Below are 13,655 nucleotides of genomic sequence, written 5' to 3' on the forward strand. Positions count from 1 at the left end.
CATTTTTTGACCTTTCCAGCCTATTATCGGGCAACATACCTTAAGCCTTTCTGAATTGCCTGTAAGGTAGATTCAGGCACTTCACCGACAAAAGTAATCATATGCCCAGCAAGTTCTAAACCCAAAATATGGGTCGCACCGTTAGCATAAGATAATTGATCTATATTTTTAGCGGCGGTGGCTGAGGCTATGAATACTGACACAGCCGCAACCCCATCTGATAGTACAATCTGATGAACGTTATTATTCGCTGCCTGAGGGATAACTTTCACGACCTTAAAGCCTGCGGGTAGATTCTCAAACCGCCAATCACCAATATGATTAGGGTCAATTGCAGCCTCGACTTCTTCGGTGGCAGGAGCTGGATGCGTTTTAGCCGCTCTAGCAATCGGCTTATCCACTGCCGCCACTGGCCTTGGCATTACTGCAGCACTTGCCAGATTTAGCGCTTCATTGGGGACAAGGTTAGTGTTAATGTCCATCGACAATTGCGTAAACATCAGTTGTTCAAGCACTTGTTGCTCACGGTCCATCAGTGAATACTTTAAGAGCATGCCAGTTCTAGGCTCAATGCAATAGCGTTGCAGATAGCGCATTTTATCTTTAGGACGAACAACCACGACTTGGCAATCATGCTCAGCGACTCGAGTTAGCCCTCCTAAATCAAATGAATAGGCATCTGTACCCGAGGCATACGGATTTCCAAATTTGGATAAGGAAAAACTTTCAACGGGATTGCCCCGTTCTCCATCACCTTGATTGAGGCGTACCACACTCTCTTGCTCTTGACCTGCTTGATGGGTAATCCGATAAGTCGATAATTCATCCCCCTTTGAATACACCAATTGCCCCGTGTAATCCAAATCGTAAACCGCCGACTGCATGCGCTCTAGTAGCGCTAAAGCATCCGCTGCCACGCCAATCGGTGTCCATAGCAAGGGCAAACTGAGGGTTGCTATGAATAACTTAATCTTATGTTTAGTAATCATTCGAGTAAGAGACGGCCCTGACCGAAGGAACAATCGCAGTCGTCGAGGCATATTTCACATGCTGCGCCACATACTGCTTCAAAACATCACGACTTTGTGGATCCAGTTGATTGACTGAACGAATCGGCTGAGTTTGAGCTAATTGCACTAAAGCTGCTGGTTGGATGGGCGCAGCTGCTATCGTTGCTGTTTCATTGGGGCGATAGGATGATTGCATAAGTAACCCGCCCCCGACGACCGCAACCACTGCTGCCGCCACCCCAAACTTCACATAAGCAGGATAACTAACACCGGATCGTAGTGGAATCTTGGCCTGACGATCAGCTAAATCAACGACCTTCTCATCATAGACAGGCTCATCGGCTAAACCTGCATGAATATTCGCCAAAAAATCCTTACTGGCCACGACAGGCTTAGTTTTAGCGCGCATCACTTCGCCGATTAATGCATAACGGCTAAAAGTATTCCCCAATTCTGCATCTTTTGAGAGTTCGTCCAACAGACGACGCTGCTCAAACTTACCCGCCTCATCATCAAGAAGGGCTGATAAAAATTCTTCTTTACTAGCATTCATAATATGTTTACCTGAGTTTTACCCACCTTAGACTACTTATCGCAATAAGGGCTGCAAAACTTTATCAATTGACTCACGCGCACGGAAAATCCGCGAGCGCACAGTACCGATCGGGCAATCCATTGCCTCAGCTATTTCCTCATAGCTCATTCCTTCTAGCTCGCGCAGCACAATCGCAGTCCGTAAATCATCTGGCAAAGCATCAATTGCCTGACTGACCATCGTTTGGATTTCATCGCGCAGCATTTCATTTTCTGGTGTAGCGTATTCCTTTAGAGCGGACTCACCTTCAAATTGTTCCGCCTCATCTGCATCAATATCATTAGTCGGTGCACGCCGACCTTGTGATACTAAATGATTTTTAGCCGTATTAATTGCAATTCGATACAACCATGTATAAAAAGCTGATTCGCCACGAAAATTTTTTAAGCCTCGATACGCTTTAATAAAAGATTCCTGAGCGACATCCTGTGCGGTATCTGGGTCGTGCATATAGCGCATGACCAAATTAATCACTTTGTGTTGATACTTTAAGACCAAAACATCAAAGGATTTTTTATCACCAGCCTGCACACGCTGTACTAACTCAAGATCAGTTAAACTCGTGCCCATACGGGCATTACTCCTACGGTTAATGTGTTTCGGTCATTTCCGAAAGCGTTATATGCTACAGTGTGTGCGATAAGAATAGAATATTTTCAACCACTAATCAGTTTCACAAGGATAAACGCATACTATGTATGATGTGTTGATTATAGGCAGTGGCGCGGCGGGTCTAACACTCGCTTTAAACTTGCCCAAAACATGTAAAGTCGCCGTACTCAGTAAAAGCGCTATTACTGAAGGTAGCACGTATTACGCACAAGGTGGGATTTCTGCGGTATTAGATGTCCGCGATAGCACGGAAGCACATGTCGCTGACACCCTCAACGCAGGAGCAGGCCTGTGTGATGAAGAAGCAGTACGCTTTACCGTTGAGCATGGCGCGCAGTCAATTAATTGGTTGCTCGATGAGGGTGTACCGTTTACTCGAGAAAATGATCAAGATAAAAACTCACCCTTACATCTAACCCGTGAAGGTGGGCATAGTCATCGGCGAATAGCCCATGCAGCCGATGCCAGTGGATATGCTTTAGAAACGACTCTAGTCGAGCGCTTACGCCAATGCGAAAATATCACCACCTTCGAGCAACATATTGCGATTGATCTGATTACTACGCGCAAACTAGGGATGGCAGGTAATCGAGTGGTGGGTGCTTATGTACATAATCGCCAAGATCAAAGCATTGAGCCGATGCAGGCACGCTTTACGGTAATTGCGACTGGAGGTGCGAGCAAAGTTTATTTATATACCAGTAACCCTGATGGTGCCAGTGGCGATGGGATTGCGATGGCTTGGCGAGCCGGTTGTCGTGTCGTAAATATGGAGTTTATGCAGTTTCACCCTACCTGCCTTTATCATCCCCATGCAAAATCGCATTTGATTACCGAAGCCGTCCGTGGTGAGGGGGGGCATTTATTGCTACCGGATGGCACGCGCTTTATGCCTAAATTCGATGCACGAGCCGAACTGGCACCACGGGATATTGTTGCCCGAGCCATTGATCATGAGATGAAGCGCTTAGGGATTGCCTGTGTCTATCTGGATATTAGCCATAAACCTGCTGAGTTTATTAAAAGCCATTTCCCGAATGTCTATGCCACCTGTTTAGAGTTTGGCTATGATATGACTAAACAGCCGATTCCAGTCGTTCCAGCAGCTCATTATACCTGTGGCGGTGTACTGACGAATTTGCAGGGTCAAACCGATGTAGAGGGCCTCTATTGCATTGGTGAGGCAGCCTATACGGGCTTACATGGCGCTAATCGGATGGCAAGCAATTCTTTATTAGAATGTATCGTCTTTGGGCAAGCCGCCAGTACTGATATAGCTCAGCGCTTAGATGAAGAGCTGATCCTACCTGAGCTACCCGCTTGGGATGAAAGTCGAGTCACTGACTCCGATGAGTTTGTTGTGGTTTCACATAACTGGGACGAAATTCGCCGCTTCATGTGGGATTATGTGGGCATCGTCCGTACCACTAAACGCTTGCAACGTGCACAACATCGCATTGAATTGTTACTAAGCGAAATCAATGAATACTATGCACATTTTCGCATCACCAGTGATTTGATTGAATTACGTAATTTAGCCGTAGTGGCTTGGCTGATTATTCGCTCGGCGCTCAGCCGCAAAGAAAGTCGGGGCTTACATTACACGCTCGATTATCCAGAACCGAATCCTCGGCTTGAAAAAACGCCCACGATCCTTGACCCGATTAGCATGCACTATTGCTATCGTTGAACAAGAAAAAATCACTGCGCTAGCAACAAGGCTGGAAAATTGTTAGTAGGCTAATAAACGCTTAGCTTTTAACTGTTGATCATTAAGCTCACCCAGCCCAATAAATAGTAGGTGGGTGGCAGTCTGCTTATACAGGCGATAGAGACCCGCCTTAAGCTCTAAACGCAGCTTTTGCCCTTGCTGAATTAACTGTGCTTGAGCTGCAGTTAAATTCAGCGCTGGGAAATGTGTCAGCGCATGATCTAAAGGCAACAGCAGCTGATCTAAAGCAGGCGAGCCTTGCTGAGCGAGGTTGTGTAAATCAGCTAAGCGATACATCGGCTCAGCCATGAAGGGAGCAACCCAAGTACGCCGAAGCATTGTGACATAAGCACCTACCCCTAAAACCTTGCCTAGATCTTCAACTAAGCTGCGAATATAAGTACCTTTACTGCAATGTACGACTAAACTGGCGCTATCTGCCGTGCAAGCTTGCAAAGTCAGCTCATGAATCTGCACAGTCCGCGCAGGACGCTCAATCTCTAGTCCTTGACGAGCCAGTTTATATAAAGGCTGCCCATCTTTTTTTAAAGCGGAATACATGGGAGGAACTTGCTGAATTTCGCCGCGAAATTGAGCTAATGCCGCTTCGATTGTTTCAGCCGTGAGCTGGGGATCAGCATGAATGAGCCGTTTTTCGCCCTCATCATCCCCGGTACTACTGGTATAACCAAAGCGAGCTGTCGTCAGATAATGCTTATCTGCATCGAGCAAGAAGCCAGAGACCTTGGTCGCCTCTCCAAAGCAAATAGGCAACATACCACTGGCTAAAGGATCTAAACTACCGGTATGACCTGCTTTTTCGGCAGCGAACAGAAAGCGCGCCTCCTGCAAGGCTTTATTGCTCGATAGGCCAAACGGCTTATCAAGCAATAAAATTCCATCCAGCTTACGAAAATTGCGCTTCGCCAAGTCGATTCACTGGATTACTTTAGAGCAGATTCAGGATCAGCAGATGGATCAGCCGCTTCATCAACTTCATCAGCTGTATGATTTAACCGATCTGCCGCGACAGCCTGATCAATGATCGCCGACAACTCATTGCCCCGACGTTGCGTATCATCATAGAAAAACTTAAGTTCTGGCGTTACCCGCAGTTTCAAACCACGCCCCAATTCATGCCGCAAAAAACCTGCAGCATGATTGAGAATATCTTCAGCTTGCTTAGCCTGGTCGACATCTAAGATATCAAACCATACTTTGGCATGCGCCAAATCTTTAGACACGACCACTTCTAACAAAGTGACCATACCAAGGCGCGGGTCTTTTAACTCGCGCACTAACTGGGCTAAATCGCGTTGTAACTGTTCAGAAACACGGTCACTCCGCGAATAACCTTGACGAGGTGAATGGGAAGGCATTAGATACTCCGTGCGACTTGAACATGCTCGAAGACCTCAATTTGGTCACCCACACGGACATCATTGTAGTCCTTCACAGCAATACCGCACTCCGTACCGACCTGAACCTCTTTCACATCATCACGATGACGCCGTAAAGACTCCAGCTCACCCTCAAAAATAACCACATTATCACGCAGCACCCGAATCGGGTTACCACGGCGAACCACACCTTCCACTACTAAGCAACCCGCTACTTGGCCAAAACCAGAGGCACGGAAAACATTGCGAACCTCAGCCAAGCCTAAGAACACTTCTCGAGTTTCCGGTGACAACATACCACTCATGGCCGCACGCACATCATTAATCACATCATAAATAATGCTGTAATACCGAATTTCAACATCATTATCCTGTGCTAAGCGCCTTGCCCCTGCATCAGCACGCACATTAAAGGCGACCACAATTGCTTTAGAAGCAGCTGCTAAGTCAATATCACTTTCATTCATTCCACCGATGCCTGAGGAAATAATCCGTACTTCCACTTCATCTGTAGACAATTTCAGCAATTCACTGCGAATTGCTTCAACGCTCCCCTGTACATCGGCTTTAACCAATAAATTGATTTGTGCACGTGCCCCGGTTTGCATTTGGCTAAATAAATTGTCCAACTTAGCCGTGTTCTGTGCTGCAAACCGACTATCACGTTGCTTTTCTTGCCGTAATTCAGCGATTTCACGTACCTTACGCTCATCACTGACGACAAAAGCCTCATCACCCGCCTCAGGAGCGGATGACAAACCAACGACCGCCACAGGAATTGAAGGCCCTGCTTCCTTAACTGAACGACCATTTTCATCAAATAAAGCACGTACACGGCCGTATTGCGTACCACAGAGCAGAATATCGCCTTTGCGCAAAGTACCTTCACGAATCAGTACCGTAGCTACCGCACCACGGCCACGCTCGATACTTGCTTCAATCACTGTACCTTTGGCAGGGACATCGACGGGTGCAGTCAACTCTTGAACTTCAGCCACTAATAAAATGGTTTCTAACAGCTCATCAATGCCGACCCCAGTTTTCGCTGAAACACGTACTACGGGGACATCACCCCCCCATTCTTCGGTCAAAACGCCGACTTGGGAAAGATCATTTAAAACGCGATCCACATCAGCTTGTGACTTATCAATCTTATTGATCGCCACCACCATCGGAACTTTAGCTTCCTTAGCGTGCTGAATCGCTTCTTTAGTCTGAGGCATCACCCCATCATCCGCAGCCACAATTAGCACCACAATATCGGTGACTTGCGCACCACGAGCACGCATTTTCGTAAAGGCCGCATGACCCGGCGTATCTAAGAAGGTGACCGTACCCCGCGAGGTATCCACATGATAAGCACCGATATGCTGAGTAATACCCCCAGCCTCACCTGAAGCCACTCGGGTCTTACGAATATAATCCAGTAAAGAAGTTTTACCGTGGTCAACATGCCCCATAATCGTGACGACTGGTGGACGTGTTTCTAAGGCAACATCGCTATTATCACCTAAGACTGAAGCTAAGATCGCCTCATCATCCATGACCTGCATGGGCGTCGCTTTATGGCCTAACTCTTCAGCGACTAAAATTGCGGTCTCTTGATCAATCGACTGATTGATCGTGACCATCATGCCCATTTTCATCATGGACTTGATAATATCAGTCGCACGAATCGCCAATTTCTGTGCAAGATCCGACACAATAATCGTGGATGGAATTTCAATCTCACGAATCACCGGTGCAGTTGGCTTCTCGAAACCATGCTTGACCTCACGCTCAGGTGCACGCCCTGGTTTACGCTTATTACCTTTGTGCTGAATAACAGGGGTATTACCACGCTCGTTTTCACGACCCCGAGTTTTAATTTTTTTCTTTTCGCCGCGCTTAGTATCATCGTCGTCCGTGCTGACTAAACCAGGCAGAGGATTGATAACGGGCTCTTCCTCTTCCAAACCAATCACTTGTTTAGGCGCTAAGGACTGCTTAGGCTTAGCACGTGAAGGCCGCCGCTTCAAGGCATCGGAGGCTTCTTGACGTGCCGCATCAACTACTAATTGACGCTGCTCTAAACCCGAAACATTGGTAGTTTCTTTAGTTGCTGTAGCAGCCGTATCCGGCTCGGTTGCTTCCGCTTTAATCGGTGCAGGTGTCACTACCCGCTCGACTGCTGGTGGTTCAGCGACTAGTTCAGGTTCCACCGCAGCGACAGATGGCATGACGGGTTCAACCGGAGTGATAACCTCAGGCACGACCGGTGTTTTAGCAACTGGCTCAACCGGAGTGATAATTTCAGGCATCACGGGTGGCTGTGGTGGTTGCGGTGGTTGAGCCACTGCCTCTTTGGCTTCTTTCTGCCGACGAATACGCTGTAGCTCTAATTCACGCCGCTCACGCTCGGCTTTTTCTAGCACCGCTTCTCGGACACGTCGATCATTCTCTGCTTGGCGTGCCAAAGTTTCAGCACGTTGCTCAGCCGCACGATCCGCTTGCGCATCAGACTCACTGTTACGTAGACCAATCGTTTTCTTACGCCGCACCTCAACACCTTGAGGTTTACGATCATTGCCACCTGCTCCACCGGGAGTAGCTCGTTTTAAAGTAATTTTTCCTGCACCTGCATTACGGTTATCCACAGTCTCAGTTCGTCCACTGCTTGCTTCATTTTTAATACGCTCTAGCAACATGAGCTTTTGCGCATCAGTAATCTTGTCTTCTGGACTGCTGACCTCAATGCCTGCTCGTTTTAGCTGCCGCATCAATACATCAACAGGAGCTTTCACCATCGCGGCGAGTGCTTTTACCTGAATATCTGACATTTATTGTCCTCCTGTTGAGTTACGCTGACTCGCTAAACCAAGGCTCTCGAGCAGTCATGATCAATTGAGCAGCACGATCTTTATCCATGCCCTCAATCTCTAATAATTCATCCACCGATTGCTCGGCTAAATCTTCCATGGTACGTACACCCATCTCCGCTAGCTTATACGCTAGCTCTTTATCCATACCTTTCATGGTCAATAGATCATCTGCTGGAATCGGGGTATCTTTAGCAATCGCTTCGGTTAATAAAGCAGTACGAGCACGTTCCCGCAGTTCATTCACAATCTCTTCGTCAAAAGCTTCAATTTCTAGAAACTCTTCACGGGGGACATAAGCAACCTCTTCTAAAGTAGAGAAACCTTCCTCTACTAAGATAATGGCGACCTCTTCATCCACATCGAGACGACTAATAAACAATTCGAGAATCGCTTGCTGCTCAGCTTCTGTTTTTGCCTCAGCCTCTTCGACACTCATTACATTCAAAGTCCAGCCAGTGAGTTCACTCGCTAACCGTACATTCTGCCCACCCTTACCAATCGCTTGGGACAACTTATCTTTGTCGACCCCAATATCCATTGTTTTCTTGTCTTCATCGACCACAATCGACAAGACTTCTGCAGGTGCCATCGCATTCATGACATAAGTGGCAATGTCTTCATTCCACAGAACAATATCTACCCGCTCACCATTTAATTCCGTAGTGACCGTTTGAATCCGTGAACCCCGCATCCCAACACAAGCACCGACCGGATCAATATTCGGTAGATTGGCACGCACAGCCACTTTAGCCCGTGAACCCGGATCACGTGCTGCCCCCATAATATCAATCATTTCTTGATTGATTTCGGGAACTTCGAGCTTCATCAATTCAATTAAGAAATTTACATCGCTACGGCTCACAATAATTTGTGGACCACGCTGTTCTTGGCGAATCTCTTTCAAGTAGCCACGCATCCGCGCGCTATTATGCACCATTTCACGCGGAATCATCTCTTCTCTTGGAATTAAAGCTTCAGCATTGTCGCCTAAATCTAAGAAAACACCTTTGCGATCCACGCGCTTAACCGTACCCATAATCAGCTGGCCAACTTTATCCCGGTAGCTAGAGACTAGTTTTTCACGCTCGGCTTCTCGTACTTTAGCCACAATCACTTGTTTAGCGGTTTGGGCAGCAATACGTCCAAACTCGACTGACTCAATCTTTTCCTCGATATATTCGCCGACTTCTACATCTAAACCGCGACTGTGTGCATAGCTTAATAAAATCTGCCGCTCGGGGCTTTCAAAATTAGGATCTTCGTCATCCACCACTAACCAACGGCGATACGTATCATAATCACCCGTATTACGGTTAACCGCTACTCGAACATCCATGTGCATGCCAAAGCGCTTGCGAGTGGCCATCGCTAAAGCAGTTTCAACGGCATCAAAAATTAAACCTTTGCTAACATTTTTTTCGTTGGAAACTGCATCAACAACGTAGAGGATTTCTTTATTCATGAATGTGCACTGCTCCTTTTTCCTTTTTTAGGCGTTGTTTTCATCTCATAGACTAAGCGACCCCGATCAATGACTGCATACGGGATTTCGCAGCTCCCATCCTCTAGCTCTAGCGTAATCGCCTCAGCATTAGCTTCTTTCAGAACACCCACAAAATTGCGACGGGATTGCACCGGTAATTGAGTACGAACTTTGAGTTTTTCGCCGATATAGCGCTGATAGTGCTCGGGTGTGAACAAAACCCTATCCACACCGGGCGAAGACACTTCCAATACATAAGCCACTGGAATTAAATCTTCGACATCTAAGGCCGCACCGATTTGGGCACTCACTCGCCCACAATCGTCGACGTTAATACCATTCGGTGAGTCAATAAAAATGCGCAATAAAGCACTTTCCGCATAAGAGCGGTATTCATAACCCCACACGGCATAGCCAAGACCTGTGACTGTGGTGTGGATTAGCGCATTTAAACGTTCTTGCATAATAACCGTTAGAGCAATTTTAAGAGGTAATAAAAAAGCCCCTTAAAGGGGCTTCTTATATATTTGGTAGCGGGGGCAGGATTTGAACCTACGACCTTCGGGTTATGAGCCCGACGAGCTGCCAGACTGCTCCACCCCGCATCAGAGGTTGTGAACTATAGAGACTTTGGGCTGAGGATGCAAGTGATAATTTAAAAAAAACCCAAATAGTTTTAACGAATATAACGATACACAAAACCGGGGAAAGCAAACACCATGAACAGAGCGGAGGTAACCGCATAAAACTCCCAGTCTTGAGAGTGATTGCTACCCATAATCCGCTGCTCTAGTAAATAACCTAGGCCACCCACGACAAAGTATAAAACCAACCACTCCAGTAAGCGCACCCAAGCTGATTTTTTCGTACAATGCAGGATAAGAAAGCAGCGCTCACTCAACCAAGGCAAATTAGCCAAGCCAATCGCTACGGCTAAATAAATCCATTGAACCGACTGCAAACTCATAACCGACTCGCGCTTAAGGCTAAATCACAAATACTCATCAAGATACCGGGGAAAATCCCTAGGAGGACCATTAATAAGCCATTGACACTCACTAATACACGAATATCCATGTCAGCTTCAATCGGGACTTGCTCATTAGGTTGATCAAAGTACATGATTTTAATTATGCGTAGATAGTAGAACGCACCAATCACCGACATCACCACCATAAAGACCGCTGCCCAAACAAACTTAGCCTCGACCACCGCTTCAATAATCGCAAACTTTGCATAGAACCCAGCAGTAGGTGGAATACCCGCCATTGAGAATAAAATCAATAGAAACATCAAGGCAAACCACGGATGCCGACGACTCAAGCCTTTTAAGTCCTCTAAGTGCACCACTTCATACCCTTTGCGCCCTAACAAAATCAGCATCGCAAACGCACCTGCTGACATCAAGGCATAGAGTAAAATATAAAACATAGCAGCGCTATAGCCGGTATGGGTAGTCATCACGATCCCCATTAGCATGAATCCCATATGAGCTATCGCTGAATAAGCAAATAAACGCTTCAGATTATTTTGTACTAGGGCAAGCAAATTACCTAAGGCAATCGAGAGCAAAGCTAACAGCATAAACATCTGCGACCATGCCGCTTGAGCTGGTTCTAAGGCCTCGACCATCAAGCGGATCACGATAGCAAAGGCTGCAATCTTCGGTGCACTGCTTAAAAATAGAGTCACTGCGGTTGGTGTACCTTGATACACATCAGGTAACCACATATGGAAGGGGACAACACCGAGTTTGAATGCTAAGCCTGCCACGATAAAGGTGAGTGCAAACATCAATAGCAAATTAGTCGAAACATCAGCTTGACTTGAAAAATACTCACGCAAAGTATTCAACTCTAAACTGCCACTCAAACCATACAGCACCGACATACCATACAGTAAGAAACCTGAAGCCACGGCACCCAGCACAAAATACTTAATAGCCGCCTCGGTGGCCTGCGCATCATCACGCCGCATCGCAACTAAGGCATACATGGACAACGACAGTAGCTCTAGACCCAAATACAGCACTAATAAATGATAGCCAGAGACCATAATCAGCATACCTAAGATAGCTGTCATGCCGAGTACAAAAAACTCGCTCTGCCACATATCTTGATCACGTAGATATTTACGCGCACACGCAAAAGCCAACATAGAAATGAGCAAAATACTAATTTTCAGCACGCCTGCCATTTCATCAACCATATACATGCCATCAAGGCCTAGGGTTTTATCTGCGCGATTAAAGAAAGAGCTATACACTAATAAAAGAGTGGTCAGTAAAGAAGCTTGAGTGGCTAAATACGTAATCACTCGGGATTCTTTACCTAAAAACAGATCCAGCAATAGCACCACACACAGCGCTGCTAATAAGAAGATTTCTGGACGAGCAATTTCAAAGGCGGCCATCATGAATTCCCCTTCATAGCAGGCATCAGGTCTGATGGCGACACCATCATCATCCACTCTCGAATCGAGCCTTCCATGAGTCGAATGAGTGGCTCAGGCCACCAACCTAAGACTAAAATGGCCAAGCCTAAGACACCGAGGATCACAAATTCACGCCGATTAATATCTTGTAACTGATTCAGCTCGCTACTATTCACTTCCCCAAAGAGCACCCGTTTGACCGCCCATAAGGTATAAGCCGCACCCAAGATTAAAATCGTCGCTGCAATTGAAGCGACCCAAAAATGCGCTTTAGCACTCGCTAAAATCACAAAAAACTCACCGACAAAACCCGAGGTACCCGGTAAGCCCACATTAGCCATTGCAAACAACATAAAGAAAGCCGCAAATACGGGCATCCGACTCGTAATACCGCTGTAAGCACTGATTTCAGTACTCTGTAGGCGCTCAGCCAACATCCCCACTGCAAGGAATAACCCACCTGCCACAAAGCCATGCGAGATCATCTGCACCATCGCACCTTGTACTGCCAACACACTCCCGCTGACCGCTGCATCGGCAAATGCTAAACCTTGGAGCTTAAAAACCAGAAATAAACCCAAAGTTACAAAACCCATGTGTGCGACCGAAGAGTAAGCGATCAATTTCTTTAAATTGGTTTGCACCAACGCAATCAAACTCATATAAACAATGGCAACTAAGGACAAAATAACCACTAATAAAGCCCAATCATGGGCAGCTTCGGGCACAATCGGCAGGGCTAAACGATAAAATGCATACCCCCCTACTTTAACGCTAATCGCCGCCAACATGACCGAACCACCGGTTGGCGCTTGAGCATAGGCTTCCGGCAACCAAGTATGTAACGGCCATAAGGGTACCTTCACGCCGAAAGCCACTAAGAATGATAAGAAAATCAGTAATTGCGCCGATTCACTCAGATTAGTTAAAGCATAAAGATCGGGTAGAAAAAAGCTCCCCTGCTCGGTTTGCGTATACAGATAAACTAAGCTGACTAATAAAAATACCGAACCCGCAAAGGTATAAATAAAGTATTTAATCGTTGCATGAATCCGCTGTGCCCCCCCCCAGACTCCTAAAATCAAGAATAAGGGGATCAACATCCCTTCGAAAAAAACATAGAATAGCAAAGCATCTCGTGCCATAAACACGCCATTGACTAAACCTTCCATGATTAAGAAGGCCGCCATGTATTGTGCAATCCGCTCTTTGACTGAATCCCAAGCCGCTACCAACACCAATAGCGTCATAAAGGTATTCAACAAAATCAGTGCAATCGAAACGCCATCCACGCCTAAGTCATAATTGACATGCACACCTAGCGCATCAATCCAGCGGAAAGTTTCCGTAAACTGCATGGTGCCTGCTGCAGAGTCATAGACAAAGTACAGCGGTAAACTGATTAAAAAACTGAGCGTAGCCACCAATAAAGCAGCTTGACGTGCACCGTAGCGATCACCCACGATGAGCACCCCAAACCCGCCCATGATGGGCAACCACAGCAGAAAACTAAGGATTGGCCATTCCATCATAAATCACTATCTCGCATT

General features: G+C 46.6%; 12 protein-coding genes and 1 tRNA gene. 1 reads left to right on the forward strand and 12 read right to left on the reverse strand.

Annotation, left to right across the window (positions count from 1 at the left end):
* Positions 1-23 precede the first annotated feature (23 nt).
* The 3 genes from B5D50_RS03050 to rpoE are packed head-to-tail and all read right to left on the reverse strand — an operon-like array spanning position 24 to position 2,175.
* Entirely contained in the window at positions 24-989 is a 966-nt protein-coding gene (locus tag B5D50_RS03050) for a MucB/RseB C-terminal domain-containing protein (RefSeq protein WP_159448558.1), read from the reverse strand.
* Positions 979-1,563, reverse strand: coding sequence for a sigma-E factor negative regulatory protein (locus B5D50_RS03055; RefSeq protein ID WP_078921098.1), 585 nt, complete (start codon positions 1,561-1,563; stop codon positions 979-981). The genes B5D50_RS03050 and B5D50_RS03055 overlap by 11 nt, the downstream gene beginning before the upstream one ends.
* 36 nt (positions 1,564-1,599) lie before the next feature.
* Entirely contained in the window at positions 1,600-2,175 is a 576-nt protein-coding gene (gene rpoE / locus B5D50_RS03060; protein ID WP_078921099.1) for an RNA polymerase sigma factor RpoE, read from the reverse strand.
* Positions 2,176-2,299: 124 nt separating this feature from the next.
* Between rpoE and nadB the strand changes: the two genes are divergently transcribed.
* Entirely contained in the window at positions 2,300-3,907 is a 1,608-nt protein-coding gene (gene nadB / locus B5D50_RS03065; protein ID WP_078921100.1) for an L-aspartate oxidase, read from the forward strand.
* A 42-nt stretch (positions 3,908-3,949) separates the two neighbouring features.
* On the opposite strand, the gene truB is transcribed toward nadB, so the two are convergent.
* From truB to B5D50_RS03110, 9 genes are all read right to left on the reverse strand, one after another.
* Positions 3,950-4,858 carry a tRNA pseudouridine(55) synthase TruB gene (gene truB, locus B5D50_RS03070; RefSeq protein WP_078921101.1) on the reverse strand — a complete coding sequence of 303 codons (909 nt, stop codon included), beginning with the start codon at positions 4,856-4,858 and terminating at the stop codon, positions 3,950-3,952.
* Between the two features lie 14 nt (positions 4,859-4,872).
* Positions 4,873-5,307 carry a 30S ribosome-binding factor RbfA gene (rbfA, locus tag B5D50_RS03075; RefSeq protein ID WP_078921102.1) on the reverse strand — a complete coding sequence of 145 codons (435 nt, stop codon included), beginning with the start codon at positions 5,305-5,307 and terminating at the stop codon, positions 4,873-4,875.
* Positions 5,307-8,147 (reverse strand): translation initiation factor IF-2, encoded by a 2,841-nt coding sequence (infB, locus tag B5D50_RS03080; RefSeq protein ID WP_078921103.1) that lies wholly within the window; start codon positions 8,145-8,147, stop codon positions 5,307-5,309. Before infB ends, rbfA begins: the two co-directional genes overlap by 1 nt.
* Before the next feature lie 19 nt (positions 8,148-8,166).
* Positions 8,167-9,651, reverse strand: a complete 1,485-nt coding sequence (gene nusA, locus B5D50_RS03085) for a transcription termination factor NusA (protein WP_078921104.1) — start codon at positions 9,649-9,651, stop codon at positions 8,167-8,169.
* Entirely contained in the window at positions 9,648-10,136 is a 489-nt protein-coding gene (gene rimP, locus B5D50_RS03090) for a ribosome maturation factor RimP (protein WP_078921105.1), read from the reverse strand. Before rimP ends, nusA begins: the two co-directional genes overlap by 4 nt.
* Positions 10,137-10,200: 64 nt before the next feature.
* Positions 10,201-10,277, reverse strand: a tRNA-Met gene (locus tag B5D50_RS03095).
* Positions 10,278-10,348: 71 nt separating this feature from the next.
* Positions 10,349-10,639: a DUF2818 family protein gene (locus B5D50_RS03100; RefSeq protein WP_078921106.1), complete on the reverse strand. Its 291-nt coding sequence runs from the start codon at positions 10,637-10,639 to the stop codon at positions 10,349-10,351.
* Positions 10,636-12,087: an NADH-quinone oxidoreductase subunit NuoN gene (nuoN, locus tag B5D50_RS03105; RefSeq protein WP_078921107.1), complete on the reverse strand. Its 1,452-nt coding sequence runs from the start codon at positions 12,085-12,087 to the stop codon at positions 10,636-10,638. Before nuoN ends, B5D50_RS03100 begins: the two co-directional genes overlap by 4 nt.
* Complete coding sequence (locus B5D50_RS03110) at positions 12,084-13,637, reverse strand: complex I subunit 4 family protein (RefSeq protein WP_078921108.1); 1,554 nt, start codon at positions 13,635-13,637, stop codon at positions 12,084-12,086. Before B5D50_RS03110 ends, nuoN begins: the two co-directional genes overlap by 4 nt.
* Positions 13,638-13,655 lie beyond the last annotated feature (18 nt).

It is taken from the genome of Thiothrix eikelboomii, assembly GCF_900167255.1.
GTDB lineage: Bacteria > Pseudomonadota > Gammaproteobacteria > Thiotrichales > Thiotrichaceae > Thiolinea > Thiolinea eikelboomii.

Coding starts and splice junctions, on each gene's coding strand:
- nuoN (WP_078921107.1), bottom strand. CDS start 12,087: ATGATGGCCGCCTTTGAAATTGCTCGTCCAGAAATCTTCTTATTAGCA.
- B5D50_RS03100 (WP_078921106.1), bottom strand. CDS start 10,639: ATGAGTTTGCAGTCGGTTCAATGGATTTATTTAGCCGTAGCGATTGGC.
- nusA (WP_078921104.1), bottom strand. CDS start 9,651: ATGAATAAAGAAATCCTCTACGTTGTTGATGCAGTTTCCAACGAAAAA.
- rimP (WP_078921105.1), bottom strand. CDS start 10,136: ATGCAAGAACGTTTAAATGCGCTAATCCACACCACAGTCACAGGTCTT.
- infB (WP_078921103.1), bottom strand. CDS start 8,147: ATGTCAGATATTCAGGTAAAAGCACTCGCCGCGATGGTGAAAGCTCCT.
- rbfA (WP_078921102.1), bottom strand. CDS start 5,307: ATGCCTTCCCATTCACCTCGTCAAGGTTATTCGCGGAGTGACCGTGTT.
- B5D50_RS03055 (WP_078921098.1), bottom strand. CDS start 1,563: ATGAATGCTAGTAAAGAAGAATTTTTATCAGCCCTTCTTGATGATGAG.
- rpoE (WP_078921099.1), bottom strand. CDS start 2,175: ATGGGCACGAGTTTAACTGATCTTGAGTTAGTACAGCGTGTGCAGGCT.
- nadB (WP_078921100.1), top strand. CDS start 2,300: ATGTATGATGTGTTGATTATAGGCAGTGGCGCGGCGGGTCTAACACTC.
- B5D50_RS03050 (WP_159448558.1), bottom strand. CDS start 989: ATGATTACTAAACATAAGATTAAGTTATTCATAGCAACCCTCAGTTTG.
- B5D50_RS03110 (WP_078921108.1), bottom strand. CDS start 13,637: ATGATGGAATGGCCAATCCTTAGTTTTCTGCTGTGGTTGCCCATCATG.